The organism is Rhodococcus tibetensis, assembly GCF_024438035.1.
Lineage (GTDB): Bacteria > Actinomycetota > Actinomycetes > Mycobacteriales > Mycobacteriaceae > Rhodococcus_F > Rhodococcus_F tibetensis.
Genome location: NZ_JANFQF010000008.1, coordinates 1 through 22,340, shown reverse-complemented (window position 1 = coordinate 22,340; position 22,340 = coordinate 1). Strand labels below are relative to the sequence as shown.

Below are 22,340 nucleotides of genomic sequence, written 5' to 3'. Positions count from 1 at the left end.
ATGACCGCTTCCGGGCCCCTCGAGGACGCAGTATGGACGGACGTGGATGGCGACTCGGCCACTGTCGTGGTTCCCGTCGGCTCCCTCGAGCAACACGGCCCGCACCTTCCGCTGGACACCGACACAGCCATCGCCGCGGCGGTGGCGGGGGCTCTGCCCGGGGTGCTCCTGGCGCCCGCGATTGCGTACGGAGCCAGCGGTGAGCACGAAGCGTTTCCGGGAACGGTGTCGCTCGGCGCGGACGCGCTCGAAACGGTGCTGGTCGAGTACGGGAGATCAGCGTGCCGGTGGGCGGGGCGCGTGCTGTTCGTCAACGGTCACGGCGGGAACGGTCCCGCTCTTGTCAAGGCTGTTGCCTTGCTCCGGTACGAAGGACGGGATGTCGCCTGGGTACCGTGCGCCGTGCCGCGCGCAGATGCCCACGCCGGCCGTACGGAAACATCCCTGTTGCTACACCTTTCACCCGATCGGGTACGTTTGTCCAGCGCCGAGCCCGGCAATACGGAACCTCTCGCAAGCTTGATGCCAAGACTGCGCGAAGGCGGTATGGTCGCCGTGTCGGCCAACGGCGTGCTCGGTGATCCGACGGGCGCTACGGCCGCGGAGGGGGCGCACGTGTTCGGCGCACTCGTCGAACGCGTGTCCAAGGCACTGGCCCGGTGGGAGCCGGGCCCCGATGGAAGGCTCCGGTGGAAGCCGGACCCCGATGGGAGGCTTACATGACCCACGCGGGAGTCCTCGGGTGGCTGAGGGCGCATCGTCGTACCTTCGGTGTTCCCGATATCCGGTATGGCCGGCCCGTGCTGTCCGACGCGCATACCATCGACTGATGCGCCAAGCTCGACTTCCCGATGGATTCGGGATCCGAATCGACCCCAAGGTGCGCGCATACTCGGGCGGCCGAGTCCTCATCGGCGGTTCACCGACACGGATGTTGAAGCTGGCGCCCACCGCTGCCGCCATGATCGGCGACGGCTTTCTGGAGGTCGTCGATCCGCAGTCGGCGGTGGTCGCTCGCCGACTCCTCGATTCCGGCGTCGCGAACCCGCGGCCGATGAGCACACCCTCACCCCGTGATGTCACTGTTGTCATCCCGGTGCGAAACAATCCGGGCGGGCTCCACCGCCTTCTCGCGTCGTTGCGTGGTCTCGAGGTGATCGTGGTGGACGACGGCTCGGACGTTCCGGTGGTCTCTCCCGCGTTGCAGAACGGATGTGGTCGCGTCACCATTCTGCGTCACGACACCGCGAAGGGCCCGGCGGCGGCCAGGAATACCGGTCTCCGTTCCGCTGCAACCCCGTTCGTCGCTTTCCTGGACTCCGACGTGCTGCCTCGAACGGGATGGATTGAAGTGATGCTCGGCCATTTCAGCGACCCCGCGGTCGCGCTCGTGGCACCGAGGATCGTCGCTCTCGACCCCGAGGCGAGCACGCTGGCGCGCTACGAGCACGGCCGCTCCTCTCTCGACCTGGGGCGGAAGGAATCGGCGGTCCAGTCCGGTGGGCCCGTGTCCTACGTGCCCAGCGCAGCGATGATCGCCCGCCGCGAGGTGGTCGACGAGTTCGGTGGGTTCGACGAGTCCATGCATGTCGCCGAGGACGTCGACCTGTGCTGGCGCCTCCAGGAATCCGGATGGCGGCTGCGGTACGAGCCTGTGGCTCATGTTGCTCATGATCACCGGGTCACCTTCGGTAAGTGGTTCGATCGCAAAATGTTCTACGGGACCGGTGCGGCGCCGCTCGCCTCGCGGCACTCGGGGATGGTTCCGCCGTTGTCCATGTCTCCGTGGACGTTCTTCGCCTGCATCGCCGCCGCCTCATGTACTCGGTTCGGTCTGCTCGGGGCCGTCGCCACCCTCGCGATGATGGTGGTGCGCCTTCGCCGCATGTTCACCGGGCTCGACCAGCCCACCCGGATCGCTGCCATCCTCGCGGCCCAGGGGTTCGCGGGCGGTGCATGGCAGCTCGCCTCCGCGATGTGCCGGCACTACTGGCCCATCACTCTTCTGGCGGTGGTGCTGTCGAGACGTATTCGCAGGATCGCTCTCGCTATCGCAATAGCGGAGGGAGTCGCCGACTGGGTCACTCACCGTGAACCAGGGGGACTGGGGCCCGTGCGGCACACGGCGTTCAAACGCATCGACGACATCGCCTACGGTGCAGGGCTGTGGAAAGGTGTGATCGCGGCCCGCGATCTCGACGCAGTGAAGCCTCGGCTGAAATCGTAGTGGCCGGGCCCGTCCGAGCTGCCGACGTGGTGGTCGTCGGCGGCGGCTCGAGTGGTTGCGTGGTGGCTGCGCGGCTGAGCGAAAATCCTGACCGATCCGTCGTCCTCCTCGAATCCGGTTCCGGGTATCGGTCGGCGGACGATTGTCCTCCCGTGCTCGACTACCGTACGCTGCCGGTCGGTCCGCGAAGTCCCTACGGCGCCGCGTACAGAATCGAGCTCGCACCCGGCATGCCTTCGGTAATGGTGCGCGGTCATGTTCTCGGAGGCTCGGGCGCCGTCAACGGAGCGTACTTCATCCGCGGGACGGCGACGGACTTCGACCAATGGCCGCCGTCGTGGTCGTACGGCCACGTGCTGCCCTACTTCCGGGCTCTCGAAACGGACGCGGATTTCGAGGGTCCGTCACACGGGGCCACGGGTCCCGTGCCCGTGCGTAGACAACCCGCCGATCGGCTGAGCGCTGTCAGCGCCGCCTTTCATCGCGTCGCCCTGGACGCCGGCTTTCCGGAGGAAGCGGACAAAAACGGGGGTGGCGGCGGGGGAATCGGACCCGTGCCGCTCAATGTCGGCGGCGGCCGGCGAGTCAGTACGGCGACGGCATATCTGCTGCCCGCGCTGAACCGTCCCAACCTGACGGTCGAGGCGAACGCGCACGTCGTTCGAATCCTCCTCTCCGGCAACAAGGTGGTCGGCGTCGAGGTAGAGAGCGCCGGCGCTCGACGGGTACTCAGAGCGGATCGAGTGGTTCTCGCGGCGGGTGCGGTCGAGACGCCCGTCCTGCTGATGCACTCGGGGATTGGTCCTGCGGATCATCTGCGAGACAACGGAATCCGTCCGGTGATCAACGCGCCCGGTGTCGGGAGCGACTTCAGTGATCATCCAGAAGTGGCTCTGCCCTATCATGCCCGGGATGAACTGCGCCGCGACGCTACCAGCCCGGTAGTCGAGACCGTGCTCAACGTCGGGAGGATCGAAATACGGCCGTACACTGCATCTTTCGATGTTCTCGTGCCAGGGTCGGGTCAGCCGGTACCCCGGCTCGGAATTGGTCTGATGGTCGCGGAGAGCCGGGGTCGGCTTCGGCTGACGTCGCCGCATCGCAGGGACAATCCACGGATCGAGTATCGCTACGCGCAGACGGGCTCCGATCGCCGGGCGCTACGGGACGGCGTCTGTCTCGGTGTCGAACTTCTCCGATCGCCGGCCCTCCGATTCCTCGTGGAACCCTCGTCGGACGAGGTGTCGGACGAGTCGGTGCTCGCCCACCTGGGGACGTCGCTGCACCTCTGTGGCAGTTGCCGTATGGGAAACTCGGAAGACCCCGGCGCGGTCGTCGACGAGCGCTGCAACGTCCGCGGGGTCGATGGGCTCACCATCGCTGACACTTCGGTGTTCCCGGCGGTACCGAGCCGAGGCCCGCACGCCACCGCCGTGATGGTGGCCGAACGGGTCAGTACCTTCCTCTCCGGGTGACTGCCATCGTCACCGGCGAGAGTGTGGCCCGCGTTACAGTAGTGAGAGACGCCGTGGAGGATCCGATGCAGAAGCAACCGCCCACCGGGGGCAACCCGTGGGTCGCCGTGCGACCCGGTGACGATGTCGCACTGCTCGCTCGACGGGTGTCGTCGGCTCATCAGTTGTTCGTCGACCGTTCCGTGCCCGCAGTCCCCGACACGGAGGGGCCTTCCGTCCGCTCGGTCATCCTCGATTCCTGGATGCGGAGCACCCGCAAGGGCGTGAACCCGGACGGCGCCGCCCGGGCGGATCATCTGGCAGCCTCCGAGCTGGCGGAGTACCGGTCCTCGCATCCGATGGCGTTGATCCGCCCGGTCGTGCGCAAACTGCTCGTCGAGGATGCGGCCGACACCGGTCTGCTCGTTGCCATCACTGACGAGAAGGGGCAGTTGCTGTGGGTCGAAGGTGATTCCTCGGCCAAGGACCGCGCGCTCGAGATGAACTTCGTCGAAGGCGCCGACTGGAGTGAAGACACCGTCGGCACCAACGCGCCAGGAACGGCTCTTGCGCTCGATCACTGCGTGCAGATCTTCGGTGCGGAGCATTTCAGTCGTTCCGTCCACGAGTGGAGTTGCTCGGCGGCCCCCGTCCACGATCCGGCCACCGGGTTGATCGTCGGTGCCATCGACATCACCGGTGGTCCGCGAGTGGCCGTCCCCGAGGTGTTCTCGCTGATCCGGGCCACCGTCGCGGCGGCAGAAGCCGAACTACGCCTGAACCTGCTGCGTTCGCCACACCCTGTCGTCGACACCGTCACCCGGTTGGAGGTCCTCGGCTCGGGTCGGCCCAGCCTCGTCCGCGACGGCCGACGTACTCCACTCCCGCGGCGCCACGCAGAAATTCTGCTGCTCCTCGCCGAGCATCCCGAGGGGCTCAGTTCGGACCGTCTTGCGGTGCTCCTCGACGAGAGTGATCTGGACTCCGTCACGATCAGGGCCGAGATGTCGCGTCTGCGGAAGGTTTTCGGAACAGCTCATATTGGGTCACGCCCGTATCGGTTGCTCACAGACCTGGTGTCCGATGTGCAGCAGGTGCGCAGTGCCCTCGACCGGGGCGAGCTCGCCGCTGCCCTGGACATGTATTCCGGTCCGGTGCTGCCGGGGTCCGACGCACCCGGGGTCGAAGAACTGCGGGACGAGTTGCGCGCGCGCGTGCAGGCCGCGTTGCTCCGTGAGGGTGACCAGCGGCTGCTGGCGCGGTGGACCACGTCGGTGCACGGTCGCGCAGACGTGGCGGCGTGGGAGGCCTATCTCGCCGGGCTCGACCCGCGTTCAGCTCTGTACTCCCAGGTCAAGTCGCGGGTCGATCTGTTCGATCAGCAGTACGCAACGTAGTTGCAACGGTACGTTCCCTAGTGTTGTGAGTCACATACGCACCGCAACTGAGTTTCACGACACCAGGGAGTTATCGATGACCGTGTATGCCCGCCCGGGTTCGCCCGATTCCGTCATGTCCTTCCAATCGCGTTACGAGAACTGGATCGGCGGCCAGTGGGTTGCGCCCGTCAAGGGTCAGTACTTCGAGAATCCGACACCGGTCACGGGGCAGCCGTTCTGTGAGGTGGCCCGGTCGACGTCCGAGGACATCGACCTTGCACTCGACGCCGCGCACGCCGCGGCTCCGGCGTGGGGCAAGACGTCGGTGGCTGAGCGTGCGATCATCCTGAACAAGATCGCCGACCGTATCGAGGAGAATCTCGAGTCCATCGCGCTCGCCGAGTCCTGGGACAACGGCAAGCCGATCCGCGAGACCCTGAACGCGGACATTCCGCTGGCCGTCGATCACTTCCGTTACTTCGCGGGAGCGATCCGTGCACAGGAGGGGGCGCTGTCGGAGATCGACAACGACACCGTCGCGTACCACTTCCATGAGCCGCTGGGTGTGGTCGGCCAGATCATTCCGTGGAACTTCCCCATTTTGATGGCGGTGTGGAAGCTGGCGCCGGCGCTGGCCGCCGGTAACGCGGTGGTACTCAAGCCCGCGGAGCAGACTCCGGCGTCGATCCTGCACCTGATTTCGATCATCGGTGATCTTCTGCCCGCCGGTGTCTTGAATATCGTCAACGGCTTCGGTGTCGAGGCGGGCAAGCCGCTGGCGTCGAGCCCGCGGATCAAGAAGATCGCGTTCACCGGTGAGACGACCACGGGCCGGCTGATCATGCAGTATGCGTCGCAGAATCTGATCCCGGTCACCCTCGAGTTGGGCGGCAAGAGCCCGAACATCTTCTTCTCGGATGTGTTGTCGTCCAACGATGATTACCAGGACAAGGCCCTCGAGGGGTTCACGATGTTCGCCCTGAATCAGGGTGAGGTGTGCACGTGCCCGTCGCGGTCGCTGATTCAGGAAGACATCTTCGACGAGTTCCTGGCGATGGCGGCCATTCGCACCAAGGCTGTGCGTCAGGGGAACCCGCTCGATACAGACACGATGATCGGTGCGCAGGCGTCCAACGATCAGCTCGAGAAGATCTTGTCCTACATCGAGATCGGCAAGGGTGAGGGCGCCAAGGTGATCACCGGTGGTGAGCGCGCCGAACTCGGTGGCGATCTGTCGGGCGGCTACTACGTGCAGCCCACCATCTTCACCGGTCAGAACAAGATGCGGATCTTCCAGGAGGAGATCTTCGGGCCCGTCGTCTCGGTCACCTCGTTCAAGGATTACGACCAGGCCATCGAGATCGCGAACGACACGTTGTACGGCCTGGGAGCCGGGGTGTGGTCGCGGGATGGTGGAGTGGCCTACCGGGCGGGGCGTGATATTCAGGCCGGCCGGGTGTGGACCAACACGTATCACCAGTACCCGGCGCACGCCGCGTTCGGCGGGTACAAGCAGTCCGGCATCGGCCGTGAGAACCACCTGATGATGCTCGAGCATTACCAGCAGACGAAGAACCTTCTGGTCAGCTACGCGCAGAAGGCCCAGGGCTTCTTCTGATGGACACGGTTCGGGCGCCCGCGCGCCTGAAGGTAACCGCCGGGGCGGTGGAGCTTCTCCGCCGCCTCGGCGGTATCCACGGGGCGCTGATGATGCATCAGTCCGGTGGATGTTGTGACGGTTCCGCGCCGATGTGCTACCCGGACGGCGAGTTCATCGTGGGGGATCGGGACGTGCTGCTCGGCGTCCTCGACCTGCGCCTGGGCGTCGGTGAGACGTTGCCGACGCGGCCCGAGGGGGTCGACGCGGTCCCGGTGTGGATTTCCGGGTCGCAGTTCGAGGCGTGGAAGCACACCCAGTTGGTACTCGACGTCGTGCCGGGGCGTGGGTCGGGGTTCAGCGTCGAGAGCCCGGAAGGGATGCGCTTCCTCAGCCGTGCCCGCGCCTTCACCCCGGAGGAGAATACGAGCCTCGCCGCCGAAGACCTCGTCGTCGGTCAGCGGTGGGAACAGGGCTGGCGGCCCGCCCCCTCGGCGGAGCCGCAGGTGGTCGCCGAGGCGGTCGACGCCTGCCCCGTGCCCGGCGCCCGCCCAGGTAGCTGACTTCAGCCCGGGTTTTTTACGTAGTGGTCACGCCGGGCTGACACGACGTGAACACAGCACGCTTACCGTTCGCCTCGGCACCTGCGCCGCGGCAGCATTCATATCGATGTAGGGGACGGAATGTCACTCGTAGAACCATCCAAGAATTCCGGAACCGGGAAACACCACGATGGTGTGGACTTCCATTCGGAGGACAACAGTTACCTCGAAAAGCGCACGCTCCGAAAGGGATCGGCAGGTTGGGTACTCCTCGCCGGCCTCGGTGTCAGTTATGTGATCTCCGGAGACTACGCGGGGTGGAACAACGGGCTCGCCGAGGGCGGATTCGGTGGTCTGCTGATCGCCGGGGTGGTCATCGCGGGCATGTACCTGGCGATGGTTCTCGGTATGGCGGAACTGTCGTCGGCACTCCCGGCGGCAGGGGGCGGTTACACCTTCGCCCGCCGTGCCCTGGGGCCGTGGGGTGGATTCGCTACCGGCACAGCCATTCTCATCGAGTATGCGATTGCCCCTGCCGCGATCGCCACGTTCATCGGCAGCTACGTCGAATCGCTCGAACTCTTCGGAATCACCGACGGCTGGTGGGTGTACCTCGCCGTGTACGCCATCTTCATCGGCATTCACCTCACGGGTGCGGGTGAGGCTCTCAAGGCCATGTTCGTCATCACTGCCATCGCCCTCGTCGGGCTGGTTATCTTCGCGATCTCGGCGATCGGGCTCTTCGACGCAGCCAACTTGACGGACATCCAGGCCACCGATGCGGTGGGAGCATCGAGCTTCCTGCCGTTCGGGCTGTTCGGTATCTGGGCTGCGGTGCCGTTCGCGATCTGGTTCTTCCTTGCGGTCGAAGGCGTTCCCCTGGCCGCGGAAGAAGCGCGCGAGCCGGAAAAGAACGTCCCGCGCGGAATCATCATCAGCATGCTCGTCCTGCTCGTCACGGCCGCCACCGTCCTCTTCCTCGCCACGGGCGCGATGGGCGCCGAGGGTCTGGCGACCTCGGGCAATCCCCTCGTCGAGGCGCTCGGTGACGGTACCGCCGCCAAGGTGGTCAACTACATCGGCCTCGCCGGGCTGGTCGCAAGCTTCTTCTCGATCATGTACGCGTACTCCCGGCAGACCTTCGCGCTGTCGCGTGCCGGGTACCTGCCGAAGAACCTGTCGATCACCAACTCGCGGAAGGCTCCTACCCTCGCGCTCATCGTCCCCGGCATCATCGGGTTCGTGCTCTCGCTCACCGGTGAAGGCGCCATGTTGCTCAATATGGCCGTCTTCGGTGCCGCCGTCAGCTACGTACTGATGATGGTCAGTCATATCGTGCTCCGCCGCCGCGAGCCCGACATGAAGCGTCCTTACCGCACTCCGGGCGGGATCGTCACCACCTCCTTCGCGCTCGTGATCGCAGCCGCTGCGGTGATTGCCACGTTCCTCGTCGACCCGGTCGCCGCACTGTGGACGCTTATCGCCTTCGCCGGGTTCATGGCCTACTTCGGCCTGTACAGCCGCCATCACCTCGTTGCCAATTCGCCCGACGAGGAGTTTGCTGCTCTCGCGGAGGCAGAGGAAGAGCTGGGATGACCATCTACGCACACTCGATAGCCGGTGTCGGCTACACGTTCGACGGGCTCGTCGACCTGTTGGCCAAGGCCACTCCGCTTCGGAGCGGAGACGAACTCGCGGGCTGCGCCGCATCGACGGATGCCGAACGCGCTGCGGCGCAATGGGCCCTCGCCGACGTTCCCCTCACCACGTTCCTGAACGAACTGGTCGTGCCCTACGAGGACGACGAGGTGAGCCGCCTCATCATCGACTCGCACGATCGGGTGGCCTTCGGTGAGATCTCCCACCTCACCGTCGGCGGTTTCCGGGACTGGCTGCTGGAGGTGGCGGCGGGTAAGAATGCGGCCGAAATCCTCCGGCGAGTCGGCCCGGGGCTCACACCCGAGATGGTGGCCGCGGTCAGCAAGATCATGCGCAACCAGGATCTCATCGCCGTCGCCCGAGCCGTGCACGTCACCGCCGCGTTCCGGACCACTCTCGGCCGGCCCGGTACGCTGGGCACCCGCCTGCAACCCAACCATCCCACCGACGACCCGCGCGGGATCGCCGCCGCGACACTCGACGGACTGCTCCTCGGATGTGGTGACGCGGTGATCGGCATCAACCCGGCGACGGATTCCCCGCACGCCACCTCGGAGTTGCTTCATCTGCTGGACGACATCCGTCAGCGATTCGACATCCCCGCGCAGTCGTGCGTCCTGTCCCACGTCACCACCACCATGGGTCTTATCGAGTCCGGGGTTCCGGTCGACCTGGTGTTCCAATCGATTGCCGGAACACAGGGCGCCAATTCGAGCTTCGGCGTAGACATCTCGCTGCTCCGTGAGGCCAACGCGGCCGGCCGGTCCCTGAAACGCGGCACCGTCGGCGACAACGTCATGTACCTCGAAACGGGTCAGGGTTCGGCGCTCAGTGCGGGCGCCCACCTCGGCGCGGGTGGCCGGCCCGTCGACCAGCAGACCCTCGAGACCCGGGCGTACGCGGTGGCCCGTGATCTCGAACCGCTGCTGATCAACACGGTGGTCGGCTTCATCGGACCGGAGTACCTGTACGACGGCAAGCAGATCATCAGGGCCGGGCTCGAGGATCACTTCTGCGGGAAACTGCTAGGACTGCCGATGGGTGTCGACGTCTGCTACACCAATCACGCCGAGGCCGATCAGGACGACATGGACACGCTTCTCACCTTGCTCGGGGTTGCCGGAGCGGCCTTCGTCATCGCGGTCCCCGGCGCCGACGACGTGATGCTCGGCTACCAGAGCCTGTCGTTCCATGACGCGCTCTACGCTCGACAGGTGCTCGGGCTCCGACCTGCCCCCGAGTTCGAGGACTGGTTGCGCCGACTCGGCATGGTCGACGACGACGGCAGGATCCTGCCCGTCGACGCCGCGGCCTCGCCCCTGCGTGCCCTGACGGCGGCATCGTGAACGAGAACGCCCACGATCCTGCCGTGCAGGACTTCTGGACAGAACTGCGCGCGACGACACAGGCCCGTATCGGGCTGGGCCGAACCGGCGATGCGCTGCCCACGCGGCGGGTGCTCGAGTTCCGCTCGGCGCACGCCGCGGCCCGTGATGCGGTGCACCAACCGCTCGACGCGGCGGCGCTGGCAGACCAGGTCGAGACCGTCGGCCTGGGACGGCCGGTCGTCGTCGCCAGTCAGGCCGCGGATCGTGGCGAGTACCTGAGACGGCCGGACCTCGGCCGGACCCCCGCCGACCTGTCCTCGGTGCCGAGAGGTACCGCCGAGGTCGGATTTGTGCTCGCCGACGGTCTGTCACCCCGCGCGCTCGCCGATCACGGGGTTCCCCTCCTGTCGGCGTTGGTCGAGCAATTCGGCGGAACATACGCGCTTGCAGCGCCTGTCATCGCCACTCAGGCTCGGGTGGCGCTCGGTGATCACATCGCCGAGGCGATGGGCGTGCAGACCCTCGTACTGTTGATCGGGGAACGGCCCGGGCTGTCGGTGGCAGACAGCGTGGGCGTCTACTTGACGCATCTTCCGCGTCCGGGACGCACCGACGCAGACCGGAACTGTGTGTCCAACATCCATCCCCCCGGCGGGCTCGGTTACGACCTGGCGGCTCGCGTCGTGGCGTCCCTCGTCGGCGGGGCGAGGAAGCTCGGCAGATCCGGCGTGGATCTCAAGGACACCTCCCGCGCGGATGCACTGGCCGCCCCCTCGGAGGTCCTCGAACTGTAGTCGTGTTTCCTAAAGGGTCGACAGGTCCGGCCGGGCCTGCCTGGGAACAACCCTGCACGGGGTATGACGAGGAGAAGACCTATGGCCTTCGCTGGCAATGTGGACGAGTTGGCTCTGCTGCAGGCGGTTCGTCTGAAAGAGCAGGTCAGTGCCGACGTGCTCGCCGAACACCTGGGAGTTGCCGCGGCGTCGGCGCAGGCCGCCTACGACGCCCTGCTGAGCCAGGGTAAGGCAGCAGAAGTGTCGAGTGGCCGGATCGCTCTGACCGAGGCGGGACTGGCGGAACTCGAAGACCAGCTCGACGCCGAGCGCGTGTCCATCGACGAGGATTCCATCGCGGAGGTGTACGAGAGCTTCGTACCGTTCCACGAGGAGTTCGTCGCACTGATCGACACCGCGGACGCCGATCGGCTGGCAGACCTCGATCGCCGCGCCTCCGTGGTGTTCGACGACCTGTCGGCGTTCGTCCCCCGGTTGTCCCGGTACCAGGACCTCTTCGCGGATGCACTCGCGAAAGTCGCGGCGGGAGATGCGAAGTGGATCGCCGAGCCCGTCATCGACTCCTACGCGACCGTGTGGACAGAACTGCGCAGGGAGTTGCTGGGAGCTGCCGGGACACCGGTCTGACCCCCGCCTCCATGCCGACGGAGGTCACCACCCCCCATTCGGGGGTAGTGGCGACGTGAGCCAGATCACTACCTTTCCTCTCGTCCCGGAAGTCGGGACATCCACACGGACCACGGAGGAATCGAGTGAGCACAGTCTCCACACCCGGTGCGGGAGTCCCCCACACTCCCGCACCGGTGCGCAAGGGCGGCACCAGCGTTCGCAAGGTAGCCGTTGCCAGTGGCATCGGGACGACGATCGAGTTCTACGACTTCTTCATTTACGGCACCGCGGCGGCGCTGGTCTTCCCCAAGGTGTTCTTTCCCGCTCTGGGTTCCACCGCGGGAACCGTCGCGTCCTTCGCGACCTTCGCGGTGGCCTTCGTCGCCAGACCGGTGGGAGCCATGCTCTTCGGTCACTACGGGGACAGGATCGGTCGTAAGAAGACTCTCGTCTCCACCTTGATCCTGATGGGCGTCTCCACGTTCCTGATCGGACTGCTTCCCGGCGCCGCCACAATCGGTGTCGCGGCACCGATCCTGTTGGTGCTCCTGCGATTCGGTCAGGGTTTCGCGGTCGGCGGTGAGTGGGCAGGCGCCACCCTGCTCACGGCCGAGTACGCCCCACCCGGCAAACGCGGACTCTATGCGATGTTCCCGCAGCTCGGCCCCGCCGTCGCGTTCATTCTCTCGAGTGCCACGTTCCTGGTCACGGGCGCTGTCTTCGGTGACACCAACTCCACCTTCCTGGACTACGGGTGGCGGATACCGTTCCTTTTCAGCGCCGTCCTGGTCGGCATCGGTCTCTATATGCGCCTGGCGATCGAGGAGACCCCGGTGTTCCGCGCTGTGCAGGACGCCGATCGAGCCGATGCTGCCCCGCGGACGCTCCCACTGATGGATGCGTGGCGCTACCAGACCAAGGAAATCCTCCTCTCCGCCGGTGCGCTCGCGACCCTCTTCGCGTTCTTCTACATGGGCACAGCGTTTCTCACGAGCTACGGCACCGCGACTCTCGGTTTCAGTCGTCCCTTCGTCCTGACCGTCGGTATCGTGTCGGCGGTGGTGTTCGGGTTCACCATCATCGTGTCCGCGCTGTACTCGGACCGGATCGGTCGTCGCCGGGTCATCATGATCTCGTGTGCGCTGGCCGTGGTGTGGGCGCTCGCACTGTTCCCGCTGCTCGACACCGGTTCGCCGGTAGCCTTCGCGGTCGGTGTGATGGTGACACTCGCGATTTTCGGAGTCGCGTACGGCCCCTGTGGTGCGCTGCTCCCCGAAATGTTCCAGACCCGCTACCGGTACACCGGGGCAGGGCTCGGCTACAACCTCGCGGGTGTGCTCGGCGGCGCAGTACCGCCCCTCATCGCCGCGCCTCTCGCTTCGGCATACGGAAGTGCATCGATCGGCGTCATGCTCGCCGTGCTCGCCGTGGTGAGCCTCGTGTGCACGAAGGCGCTCGTCGAGACGAAGGACGACGCTCTCTGACTGGGCGTCACGTCGACCGAGAGTAAATTCGACAACGGAACGGCCTCTCGTGCCTGCCCGTTCCGTAGGTGTCCGCCGGGACGCCTGGAGAGGAAAGCTATGACAACGCCACTTCCCAGCTACACGGCCGGGGTCGGAGACGCCCCGATGCTCGGGGACACCATCGGAGACAACTTCGATCGGACGGTGGCCGCGCACGGGAATCGCGACGCCCTGGTCGATCTGCCCTCGGGTCGCCGGTGGACGTACGCCGAACTGGCGCAGGATGTGGACACGCTCGCGGCGGCGCTGCTGACCCGCGGCATCGTCAAAGGCGACCGCGTCGGTATCTGGGCGCCGAACTGCCCGGAGTGGACACTCATCCAGTACGCCACAGCCAAGATCGGTGCGGTACTGGTCAACATCAACCCCGCCTACCGGGCGCACGAACTGAAGTATGTTCTCGGACAGGCCGGCATTCGGCTGCTGGTGTCGGCTCGCGAGTTCAAGACGTCCGATTACCGGGCCATGATCGAGGAAGTGCGCCCGGAGTGCCCCGATCTCGACATGGTGGTTCTCCTCGGTAGTCCCGAGTGGACCGCGCTGATGTCGGACGGAACGGCGGCAGTCGCGGCCGATCCGTCGCGGCTGGCCGTTGCGCAGGCAGGGTTGTCGTCGGACGACCCGATCAACATCCAGTACACCTCGGGGACAACCGGATTCCCCAAGGGTGCCACACTCAGCCATCACAACATTTTGAACAACGGCTTCTTCGTCGGCGAACTGTGTCACTACACCGAGAACGACCGGGTGTGCATTCCCGTGCCGTTCTACCACTGCTTCGGCATGGTAATGGGCAATCTGGCCTGCACCAGTCACGGCGCTGCCATGGTGATTCCTGGCCCCTCCTTCGATCCGAAGGCCACCCTGCGCGCGGTCGAGGCGGAGAAGTGCACGTCGTTGTACGGGGTGCCGACGATGTTCATCGCCGAACTCGCCGATCCGGGCTTCGACCGGTTCGACCTGTCCAGCCTGCGCACCGGCATCATGGCCGGATCACCGTGCCCGGTAGAGGTGATGAAGCAGGTGATCGAGCAGATGGGGATGGCCGAAGTGTCCATCTGCTACGGCATGACCGAGACCTCACCGGTGTCGCTGCAGACCCGCTCGGACGACACCATCGACCAGCGGGTGTCGACGGTGGGCCGGGTGGGACCCCATCTCGAGGTCAAGATCGTCGATCCTGCAACAGGACTGACGGTTCCCCGGGGAGAGCCGGGTGAACTCTGTACCCGTGGATACTCGGTGATGCTCGGGTATTGGAACAACCCGGAGAAGACAGCGGAGGCCATCGACGCGGCGCGGTGGATGCACACCGGTGACATCGGCGTGATGGATGCCGATGGGTACGTGGCGATCACGGGCCGCATCAAGGACATGGTGATCCGGGGAGGGGAGAACGTCTATCCGCGCGAGATCGAGGAGTTCCTGTACACCCACCCCGACATTCTCGACGCCCAGGTGATCGGGGTTCCCGACGCCAAGTACGGCGAGGAACTGATGGTGTGGATCCGCATGCGGGACGGCGCCGAGCCGCTCGACGAAGCCGCGGTCCGGGCATTCTGCACGGGCAAGCTGGCCCACTACAAGATCCCCCGATACGTGCACATCGTCGACGCATTCCCCATGACGGTGACCGGTAAGGTGCGCAAGGTGGAGATGCGTGAACAGTCGATGGCTCTGATCGGCGGGGCGTAGGCGTCCCCGTGGCCTGGAGGTGAACCATTCGGCAACGATTTGCGCAACCACGGTTGAACCGCTTCCACACTGGCTAATCTGCGAAGGAGCGGTGACCTTCCGCTCGCACTCGCGTGTGGAGAGGAGAGGGTAATGGTTGGAGAAATTATCGGCACCATCATCTTCGGTGCGGTCATCGGTGTGCTGGCGCGTCTGGTCATCCCAGGAAAGCAGGCGATGGGGTGGCTCATCACCATCGTCCTCGGTATCGCGGGCGCCCTCATTGGTTATTGGGTGTGGGGCGCGATCAGCGACAAAGGTGATACCGGCGGAATCGATTGGATCCGGTGGATCATCAGTATCGCTGCGGCAGCTGTGCTGACATTGGCGTACACGTCCATGACCAGCAAGCGGAGGGTGTAGGTTCCAGCGCTGTACAGCTTTACGAGGGCCCCGTCCGACTCGGGCGGGGCCCTTTCGTGCGTCTACGGCGTTGTGTGTCTACGGGCGCAAGCAGGTGAGAGCCATTTCGCGCAGAACCTTCCGGGTGCGCGCGGGCGTCGCGGGATCGGCGCTGTGGGGTGTCGAGTTGATCAACCCGAATGTCGCGTGGGCCTTGGTTCGGGCGTCCGTTTCGTCGAGCGACGCGTCTACCTGGAGTAGCACCTGCACCCACAGTTCGACGTAGCGCCGCTGCTTCTGCCGGACTTCGCGCCGTGCCTCCGGTGGAAGGCTTTCGAGGTCGCGGTCCTGAATGCGAATCAGCTCGGATTCCCCGAGAGCGAAGTCGAGATGGAAGTCGACGAGACCGTCGAGTGCCGCCTCGGGGGAGGGCGCCTTCGCTGCGACGAGCGAACCGCCTTCGAGGAGTCGGGTACTGATGCCGACGAGTAGTTCGACCAGGACAGCATCCTTGTTGGGGAAGTGGCGGTAGACGGCGGGGCCGCTGATTCCGGCGGCGGAACCGAGGTCTTCGAGCCGGACGCCCAGAAATCCCCGTTCGGCGATCAGGCGGGCAGCGGCGTCGAGGAGTTGCCGACGGCGGTCCGCCTTCATCTGCTCGCGGCGCGTGATCGGCGCGGCGGCGCCGTCGGTGGGCACGGCCGGCGCGGCGGCGCCGTCGGTGGGCACGGCCGGCGCGGCGGCGCCGTCGAGGTGTGTGGTCATCGCCTCGCTCTTTCCGGGATGTGGTCTGGACAACTCAGTTAATCACAGTTATCTTAAATTCAGTTATCGAGTATTAACTCACTAGTCACGCGCGTCAAGACGAGAAGGCGGCAGTATGGCACTGGGCGGAACCACTGCGAGAGAGGGCTACCGGGTAGAGCACACCAAGTTGGTGGACGAGCTGCGGTCGAAGCTGGCCGTCGCGGCTCTGGGAGGTAGCGAGAAGTCGCGGGAGCGGCACGTGAGCCGGGGCAAGTTGCTCCCACGCGATCGAGTCGACACCCTGCTCGACCCGGGGAGTGCTTTCCTCGAGATCGCCCCGCTCGCGGCCAACGGGTTGTACGACGACGAATGCCCCGGCGCGGGCGTCATCGCGGGCATCGGCCGGGTGTCCGGCCGGGAGTGCGTGATCGTGGCCAACGACGCCACGGTCAAGGGCGGGACGTACTACCCGATGACGGTGAAGAAGCATCTGCGGGCGCAGGAGATCGCACTTCAGAACCAGCTGCCGTGCATCTACCTCGTCGACTCGGGTGGCGCGTTCCTGCCCCGGCAGGACGAGGTGTTTCCCGACCGCGAGCACTTCGGCCGCATCTTCTACAACCAGGCGACGATGAGCGCGCAGGGGATTCCGCAGATCGCGGCGGTTCTCGGCTCCTGCACCGCGGGCGGTGCCTACGTGCCGGCGATGAGCGACGAGGCCGTCATCGTCCGGAACCAGGGCACGATCTTTCTGGGCGGGCCGCCGCTGGTGAAAGCGGCGACCGGTGAGGTCGTGACGGCGGAGGAGCTCGGTGGCGGCGACCTGCACTCGAAGGTGTCGGGGGTGACCGACCACCTCGCCGAGGACGATCAGGACGCGCTGCGGATCGTGCGCGACATCGTGGCCACGCTGGGTCCGCGCGCAGACCGTCCGTGGGACGTGGTGTCGGCCGCGCCCGCAACCGCGCCGCAGGCTGAGCTGTACGACGTGGTCCCGACGGATCCGCGCACCCCGTACGACGTTCACGAGGTCATTACCCGGGTCGTCGACGGCGGCGCTTTCCAGGAGTTCAAGGCCGAATACGGCAAGACGCTCGTCACCGGCTTCGCGCACATCGAGGGACATCCCGTCGGCATCGTCGCGAACAACGGAGTGCTGTTCGCCGAGTCGGCGATGAAGGGTGCCCACTTCATCGAACTGTGCGACAAACGGCGGGTTCCCCTGCTGTTCCTGCAGAACATCGCCGGCTTCATGGTCGGGCGCGACTACGAGGCGGGGGGCATCGCGAAGCACGGCGCGAAGATGGTGACAGCGGTGGCGTGTGCCCGGGTTCCCAAACTGACTGTCGTGATCGGCGGATCCTATGGAGCGGGCAACTACTCGATGTGCGGGCGGGCGTACTCCCCGCGGTTCCTGTGGATGTGGCCGAACGCGCGAATTTCCGTGATGGGTGGTGAGCAGGCGGCGTCCGTGCTGTCGACGGTGCGCAGTGATCAGCTCGACTCGGCCGGTAATCCGTGGTCTGCGGAGGACGAGGAGGCGTTCAAGGCGCCGATCCGTGAGCAGTACGAGGCCCAGGGCAACCCGTACTACTCGACTGCCCGTCTGTGGGACGACGGCATCATCGATCCCGCAGACACCAGAACTGTTCTCGGACTGGCCCTCTCGGTGTGCGCGAACGCGCCCCTCGAACCGGTCTCCTATGGCGTTTTCCGGATGTGAACGGACATGACTGACATGACACGGATAGATACCGTCCTCGTCGCCAACCGCGGCGAGATCGCCGTGCGGGTGATCCGCACGCTGAGGACCATGGGGATCCGCTCGGTCGCGGTATACAGCGATCCGGACCGGGACGCGCGGCATGTCCGCGAGGCCGATACCGCGGTTCATCTCGGACCGGCGTCGGCCCGCGAAAGCTACCTGGTGATCGAGAAGGTGATCGCCGCCGCGCAGGCCACGGGAGCCCAAGCGATCCACCCCGGTTACGGCTTCCTGTCGGAGAACGCGAAGTTCGCTGGTGCCTGTGCGGACGCCGGAATCGCCTTCCTCGGCCCGTCCGCAGCCGCTATCGAGGTGATGGGCGACAAGATCACCGCCAAGAATGCGGTCGCGAAGTTCGATGTGCCCGTCGTACCCGGCATCGCCCGTCCCGGCCTGTCCGACGACGACCTGATCGCGGCCGCCGTGGACATCGGATATCCGGTCCTCGTCAAGCCTTCGGCAGGCGGCGGCGGTAAGGGCATGCGCCTGGTGGAGGAGCCGGGCGCGCTCGCCGACGCCCTGCTCAGTGCGCGGCGTGAAGCGGCGTCGGCGTTCGGTGACGACACCCTCTTCCTCGAGCGGTTCGTGTTGCGTCCCCGCCACATCGAGGTGCAGATCCTCGCCGACCAGCACGGCAACGTGGTACATCTCGGTGAGCGCGAGTGCAGTCTGCAGCGTCGCCACCAGAAGGTCATCGAGGAGGCGCCCTCGCCCCTGCTCGACGAGCAGACGCGCGCCCGCATCGGTGAGGCGGCCTGCAACACGGCGCGCAGCGTCGACTACTCGGGGGCCGGAACGGTCGAATTCATCGTCTCCGCCGACAGGCCGGACGAGTTCTTCTTCATGGAGATGAACACGCGGCTTCAGGTGGAGCACCCGGTGACGGAGCTCGTGACGGGGTTCGACCTGGTGGAGTGGCAGGTTCGGGTCGCGGCGGGTGAACCGCTGGGATTTACCCAACGCGACATCATGCTCACCGGGCATGCCATCGAAGCGCGCGTGTACGCGGAGGATCCCAGCCGGGGTTTCCTGCCGACCGGTGGTCTCGTCGCCGATGTCGTCGAACCGCAGGGCCCGGGTATCCGCGTCGATTCGGGACTTCGCGCAGGCACAGTGGTGGGCAGCGACTACGACCCGATGCTGGCGAAGGTCATCGCCCACGCCGAGGACCGGGCCGGTGCGTTGCGGAAGCTGGATCGCGCGCTGGCGGAGACCGGTGTGCTGGGTGTGGTGACCAACATCGAGTTCGCCCGTTTCCTCCTGGCCGATCCCGACGTCGTGGCGGGCCGGCTCGACACCGGTCTGCTCGATCGCCGTCTCGAGGACTTCACCGCGGCCGAGGCCACCGATGCCGCCCTGATCGCCGCGGCCGCCCTCCGCTGGTTGCAGCGCTGGCCCGAGCGTGCACAGGCCGATCCGTGGGACGTGCCCAGCGGCTGGCGGGTCGGGGTTCCCGCGCCCACCAGTATTCGGCTGGCATCGCCGACGCGTACCGACCACGTGCGCATCACGGGTCACCCCGCCGACGCCACAGCGCGGGTGGAGGACGGCGATACCTTGTCCCTGACGGCGGCGCTCGATGGCAATGTGCTCTCCGTGGTCGTCGACGGGCGACGGGAAACATATCGGGTCGCGCAGACGGACGGGCACATCTGGCTTGCCGGCTCCGAGGGCACGACGATGCTCCGGGAAGTCGAAGAGCTCAGCGTCCGCACGGGTGACGTGCATGCCGGAGAGGCGGAGATCACCAGTCCCATGCCAGGTTCCGTCATCGCCGTCGGAGCCGAGAGTGGTTCCCAGGTCACCTCCGGGCAGGCGCTGGTCGTGGTCGAGGCGATGAAGATGGAGCACTCGCTGACCGCACCGGTCGACGGTGTCGTCGACATCCTCGTCGCACCCGGTGACCAGGTAATGGTCGACCAACTGCTCGCACGAGTCACCCCGCACACCGACACCACCGATATGAAAGAAGACGCGTCATGACCGAATTCCTGGCCACCGGCCAGCTTCCCGACGAGTACCAGCAGCTGGCGAAGACCGTCGCCGATTTCGCGAAGAACGTGGTGGCACCGGTCGCGGCAGAGCACGACGCCAACCACACCTTCCCGTACGAGGTGGTGTCGGGAATGGCCGACATGGGGCTGTTCGGTCTGCCGTTCCCCGAGGAGTACGGCGGAATGGGCGGCGACTACTTCGCGCTGTGCCTCGCCCTCGAGGAGCTGGGCAAGGTGGACCAGAGCGTTGCCATCACCCTCGAAGCCGGTGTGTCCCTCGGTGCGATGCCGATCTACCGCTTCGGCAACGAGGCACAAAAGCAGGAATGGCTGCCGCAGTTGACCAGCGGTAAGAGTCTCGCTGCGTTCGGTCTCACCGAGCCGGGCGCCGGAAGCGATGCGGGCGGCACCAAGACCACCGCCAAGTTCGACAGCGGCGAGTGGATCATCAACGGCAACAAGCAGTTCATCACCAACTCGGGCACGGACATCACCAAGCTCGTCACCGTCACTGCGGTGACCGGGGTGAAGGACGGCGGGAAGAAGGAAATCTCCACGATCCTCGTCCCCACCTCGACCCCGGGTTTCACCGCCGAACCGGCGTACAACAAGGTGGGCTGGAACGCCTCCGACACTCACCCCCTCACGTTCTCGGACGTCCGCGTCCCCGAAGAGAACCTGCTCGGCGAGCGGGGTCGCGGGTACGCGAACTTCCTTCGCATCCTCGACGAGGGCCGAATCGCTATCGCCGCACTCAGTGTCGGTGCGGCGCAGGGGTGTGTCGACGAGTCGATCAAGTACGCGAAGGAGCGCGAGGCGTTCGGGCGGCCCATCGGGCACAACCAGGCCATTGCGTTCAAGATCGCGCGGATGGAGGCCCGCGCTCATACAGCTCGTACCGCCTACTACGACGCCGCCGCACTGATGCTGTCCGGCAAGCCTTTCAAGAAGCAGGCCGCGATCGCCAAACTCGTCGCGTCCGAGGCCGCCATGGACAACGCTCGGGACGCCACTCAGATCCACGGTGGCTACGGCTTCATGAACGAGTACGTAGTGGCACGGCACTACCGCGACAGCAAGATCCTCGAGATCGGCGAGGGCACCACCGAGGTGCAGTTGATGCTCATCGCGCGCGAGGCCGGACTGTGACCGGAGCCGGAGAGCCGAACCGGATCGTCCAGCGTGGACTGTGGTTCGAGGAGTTCGAACTCGGAGCCGTCTACGAGCATCGCCCCGGCCGAACCGTCACCGAAGCCGACAACGTGCTCTTCACGACGCAGACGATGAACACCCAGGCCCTGCACCTCGACGCCGCCTACAGCGAAGGCACCCAGTTCGGTGAGCGCCTCGTCAACTCGATGTTCACCCTCTCGACGCTGGTCGGGCTGTCGGTCGCGCAACTCACGCAGGGCACCATCGTCGCGAACCTGGGCTTCTCGGAGATCAGTTTCCCGAAGCCGCTGTTCCACGGCGACACTCTCTACGCCGAAACGCGCATCGCCGACAAGCGGGAATCGAAGAGCCGGCCGGGGGAGGGCATCGTCACCCTCGAACACACCGGGCGTAACCAGCACGGTGACGTGGTGGCACTCGCCGTGCGCAAAACCCTCGTTCAGAAAAAGCCGTCGTGAGCTGGATACTGCCCGGACCGGCCTGGCTGTTCTGCCCGGCCGACCGCCCGGAGCGCTACGCGAAAGCGGCGGCAGTTGCCGATATCGTCATTCTCGACCTCGAGGACGGAGTCGCACAGGCCGACAAGGAAGCTGCGCGGATCGCACTGATCGACACCCCGCTCGTTCCGGAGCGAACAGTGGTGCGCGTCAACCCCGTCGGTACGGACGACCACGAACTCGACCTCCTCGCCCTCGACGGCACCCGTTACACACGGCTGATGCTGGCCAAGTGCGAGACGGCCGATCAAGTGTTGTCGCTGGCGCCGCGCGAGGTGATCGCCCTGGTGGAGTCGCCGCTCGGTGCGCTCGCGGTCAGCGAGATCGCCCTGGCGGCGAGCACGATCGGCGTCATGTGGGGTGCCGAAGACCTGGTGGCGGCAATGGGCGGCAACTCCAGCCGACGCGAGGACGGCACCTACCGTGACGTCGCCACCCAGGTGCGGTCGTCGACACTGCTGGCAGCCAAGGCATATCACCGGCTCGCCCTCGATTCCGTCTACCTCGACATCAAGGACTCGGATGGTCTTCGCGCCGAGGCGCACGACGCCGTGGCCGTCGGTTTCGATGTGAAGGTCGCCATCCATCCGAGCCAGGTCGCGGTGATCCGCGAGGCGTACGAGCCATCGGACGAAGACGTCGACTGGGCGACAAGGGTTCTTGCCGCCGTCGACGAGCAACGTGGCGTTTTCGCATTCGAGGGCAAGATGGTGGACGCGCCGGTTCTGCGTCACGCCGAGACGGTCCTGAGGAGATCGGGCAAGACCCCGTGATTGCTCCTCGACCCCGGGCGGATATCAAGTACTCACGGCCTTACGAACGAATGGAGAACTGCAGTGCCTGAAAAGACGACGTCTGTGATTGTTGCCGGAGCCCGTACGCCGATGGGTCGGTTGATGGGTTCGTTGAAGGATTTCTCGGGTTCGGATCTGGGTGGGATCGCGATCCGGGGTGCGTTGGAGAAGGCGGGGGT

General features: G+C 65.9%; 20 protein-coding genes. 19 read left to right on the top strand and 1 reads right to left on the bottom strand.

The features are described 5' to 3' along the window. From mftE to NOF53_RS11185, 13 genes are all read left to right on the top strand, one after another. Nucleotides 1-723 carry a mycofactocin biosynthesis peptidyl-dipeptidase MftE gene (mftE, locus tag NOF53_RS11245; protein WP_255968210.1) on the top strand — a complete coding sequence of 241 codons (723 nt, stop codon included), beginning with the start codon at nucleotides 1-3 and terminating at the stop codon, nucleotides 721-723. A gap of 106 nt (nucleotides 724-829) precedes the next feature. Further along, complete coding sequence (gene mftF / locus NOF53_RS11240; RefSeq protein ID WP_255968208.1) at nucleotides 830-2,227, top strand: mycofactocin biosynthesis glycosyltransferase MftF; 1,398 nt, start codon at nucleotides 830-832, stop codon at nucleotides 2,225-2,227. Further along, entirely contained in the window at nucleotides 2,227-3,702 is a 1,476-nt protein-coding gene (mftG, locus tag NOF53_RS11235) for a mycofactocin dehydrogenase MftG (protein WP_255968206.1), read from the top strand. The genes mftF and mftG overlap by 1 nt, the downstream gene beginning before the upstream one ends. Nucleotides 3,703-3,767: 65 nt before the next feature. Continuing rightward, on the top strand, nucleotides 3,768-5,078 hold the full coding sequence (locus NOF53_RS11230) for a sigma-54-dependent transcriptional regulator family protein (protein ID WP_255968204.1): 1,311 nt from the start codon (nucleotides 3,768-3,770) through the stop codon (nucleotides 5,076-5,078). A 76-nt stretch (nucleotides 5,079-5,154) separates the two neighbouring features. Beyond that, a complete protein-coding gene (gene exaC / locus NOF53_RS11225) occupies nucleotides 5,155-6,678 on the top strand; it encodes an acetaldehyde dehydrogenase ExaC (protein ID WP_255968202.1) in 1,524 nt (507 codons plus the stop codon). Continuing rightward, entirely contained in the window at nucleotides 6,678-7,220 is a 543-nt protein-coding gene (locus NOF53_RS11220) for a DUF779 domain-containing protein (RefSeq protein WP_255968200.1), read from the top strand. The genes exaC and NOF53_RS11220 overlap by 1 nt, the downstream gene beginning before the upstream one ends. A 120-nt stretch (nucleotides 7,221-7,340) precedes the next feature. Beyond that, nucleotides 7,341-8,795 carry an ethanolamine permease gene (gene eat / locus NOF53_RS11215; RefSeq protein WP_255968198.1) on the top strand — a complete coding sequence of 485 codons (1,455 nt, stop codon included), beginning with the start codon at nucleotides 7,341-7,343 and terminating at the stop codon, nucleotides 8,793-8,795. Then, on the top strand, nucleotides 8,792-10,204 hold the full coding sequence (locus tag NOF53_RS11210; RefSeq protein ID WP_255968197.1) for an ethanolamine ammonia-lyase subunit EutB: 1,413 nt from the start codon (nucleotides 8,792-8,794) through the stop codon (nucleotides 10,202-10,204). Before eat ends, NOF53_RS11210 begins: the two co-directional genes overlap by 4 nt. Beyond that, nucleotides 10,201-10,980 (top strand): ethanolamine ammonia-lyase subunit EutC, encoded by a 780-nt coding sequence (gene eutC, locus NOF53_RS11205; protein ID WP_255968195.1) that lies wholly within the window; start codon nucleotides 10,201-10,203, stop codon nucleotides 10,978-10,980. Before NOF53_RS11210 ends, eutC begins: the two co-directional genes overlap by 4 nt. A gap of 81 nt (nucleotides 10,981-11,061) precedes the next feature. Further along, entirely contained in the window at nucleotides 11,062-11,607 is a 546-nt protein-coding gene (locus NOF53_RS11200) for a hypothetical protein (RefSeq protein WP_255968193.1), read from the top strand. Between the two features lie 125 nt (nucleotides 11,608-11,732). Next, nucleotides 11,733-13,073: an MFS transporter gene (locus tag NOF53_RS11195; RefSeq protein ID WP_374212600.1), complete on the top strand. Its 1,341-nt coding sequence runs from the start codon at nucleotides 11,733-11,735 to the stop codon at nucleotides 13,071-13,073. Between the two features lie 99 nt (nucleotides 13,074-13,172). Beyond that, on the top strand, nucleotides 13,173-14,810 hold the full coding sequence (locus NOF53_RS11190) for an AMP-binding protein (RefSeq protein ID WP_255968191.1): 1,638 nt from the start codon (nucleotides 13,173-13,175) through the stop codon (nucleotides 14,808-14,810). Nucleotides 14,811-14,942: 132 nt separating this feature from the next. After that, entirely contained in the window at nucleotides 14,943-15,212 is a 270-nt protein-coding gene (locus NOF53_RS11185) for a GlsB/YeaQ/YmgE family stress response membrane protein (protein ID WP_255968189.1), read from the top strand. Nucleotides 15,213-15,290: 78 nt separating this feature from the next. On the opposite strand, the gene NOF53_RS11180 is transcribed toward NOF53_RS11185, so the two are convergent. Next, nucleotides 15,291-15,845, bottom strand: coding sequence for an SACE_7040 family transcriptional regulator (locus NOF53_RS11180; protein ID WP_255968610.1), 555 nt, complete (start codon nucleotides 15,843-15,845; stop codon nucleotides 15,291-15,293). Nucleotides 15,846-16,071: 226 nt separating this feature from the next. On the opposite strand from NOF53_RS11180, the gene NOF53_RS11175 reads away from it, so the two are divergent. The 6 genes from NOF53_RS11175 to NOF53_RS11150 form a co-directional block, all read left to right on the top strand. Next, entirely contained in the window at nucleotides 16,072-17,661 is a 1,590-nt protein-coding gene (locus NOF53_RS11175; RefSeq protein WP_255968187.1) for a carboxyl transferase domain-containing protein, read from the top strand. A 15-nt stretch (nucleotides 17,662-17,676) separates the two neighbouring features. Continuing rightward, nucleotides 17,677-19,686 carry an acetyl/propionyl/methylcrotonyl-CoA carboxylase subunit alpha gene (locus NOF53_RS11170; RefSeq protein WP_255968608.1) on the top strand — a complete coding sequence of 670 codons (2,010 nt, stop codon included), beginning with the start codon at nucleotides 17,677-17,679 and terminating at the stop codon, nucleotides 19,684-19,686. Next, nucleotides 19,683-20,846 carry an acyl-CoA dehydrogenase family protein gene (locus tag NOF53_RS11165; RefSeq protein ID WP_255968185.1) on the top strand — a complete coding sequence of 388 codons (1,164 nt, stop codon included), beginning with the start codon at nucleotides 19,683-19,685 and terminating at the stop codon, nucleotides 20,844-20,846. The genes NOF53_RS11170 and NOF53_RS11165 overlap by 4 nt, the downstream gene beginning before the upstream one ends. Next, nucleotides 20,843-21,328 (top strand): MaoC family dehydratase, encoded by a 486-nt coding sequence (locus NOF53_RS11160; protein WP_255968183.1) that lies wholly within the window; start codon nucleotides 20,843-20,845, stop codon nucleotides 21,326-21,328. Before NOF53_RS11165 ends, NOF53_RS11160 begins: the two co-directional genes overlap by 4 nt. Further along, nucleotides 21,325-22,140: an HpcH/HpaI aldolase/citrate lyase family protein gene (locus NOF53_RS11155; RefSeq protein ID WP_255968181.1), complete on the top strand. Its 816-nt coding sequence runs from the start codon at nucleotides 21,325-21,327 to the stop codon at nucleotides 22,138-22,140. The genes NOF53_RS11160 and NOF53_RS11155 overlap by 4 nt, the downstream gene beginning before the upstream one ends. A gap of 111 nt (nucleotides 22,141-22,251) precedes the next feature. Continuing rightward, the coding region (locus tag NOF53_RS11150) for a hypothetical protein (RefSeq protein WP_255968606.1) at nucleotides 22,252-22,340 on the top strand (89 nt) is incomplete at its 3' end.

Excerpts from the sequence above, each read along its gene's own strand:
- mftE (WP_255968210.1), top strand. The coding sequence starts at position 1 with ATGACCGCTTCCGGGCCCCTCGAGGACGCAGTATGGACGGACGTGGAT.
- mftF (WP_255968208.1), top strand. The coding sequence starts at position 830 with ATGCGCCAAGCTCGACTTCCCGATGGATTCGGGATCCGAATCGACCCC.
- NOF53_RS11230 (WP_255968204.1), top strand. The coding sequence starts at position 3,768 with ATGCAGAAGCAACCGCCCACCGGGGGCAACCCGTGGGTCGCCGTGCGA.
- exaC (WP_255968202.1), top strand. The coding sequence starts at position 5,155 with ATGACCGTGTATGCCCGCCCGGGTTCGCCCGATTCCGTCATGTCCTTC.
- NOF53_RS11220 (WP_255968200.1), top strand. The coding sequence starts at position 6,678 with ATGGACACGGTTCGGGCGCCCGCGCGCCTGAAGGTAACCGCCGGGGCG.
- eat (WP_255968198.1), top strand. The coding sequence starts at position 7,341 with ATGTCACTCGTAGAACCATCCAAGAATTCCGGAACCGGGAAACACCAC.
- NOF53_RS11210 (WP_255968197.1), top strand. The coding sequence starts at position 8,792 with ATGACCATCTACGCACACTCGATAGCCGGTGTCGGCTACACGTTCGAC.
- NOF53_RS11200 (WP_255968193.1), top strand. The coding sequence starts at position 11,062 with ATGGCCTTCGCTGGCAATGTGGACGAGTTGGCTCTGCTGCAGGCGGTT.
- NOF53_RS11190 (WP_255968191.1), top strand. The coding sequence starts at position 13,173 with ATGACAACGCCACTTCCCAGCTACACGGCCGGGGTCGGAGACGCCCCG.
- NOF53_RS11185 (WP_255968189.1), top strand. The coding sequence starts at position 14,943 with ATGGTTGGAGAAATTATCGGCACCATCATCTTCGGTGCGGTCATCGGT.
- NOF53_RS11180 (WP_255968610.1), bottom strand. The coding sequence starts at position 15,845 with ATGAAGGCGGACCGCCGTCGGCAACTCCTCGACGCCGCTGCCCGCCTG.
- NOF53_RS11175 (WP_255968187.1), top strand. The coding sequence starts at position 16,072 with ATGGCACTGGGCGGAACCACTGCGAGAGAGGGCTACCGGGTAGAGCAC.
- NOF53_RS11170 (WP_255968608.1), top strand. The coding sequence starts at position 17,677 with ATGACACGGATAGATACCGTCCTCGTCGCCAACCGCGGCGAGATCGCC.
- NOF53_RS11165 (WP_255968185.1), top strand. The coding sequence starts at position 19,683 with ATGACCGAATTCCTGGCCACCGGCCAGCTTCCCGACGAGTACCAGCAG.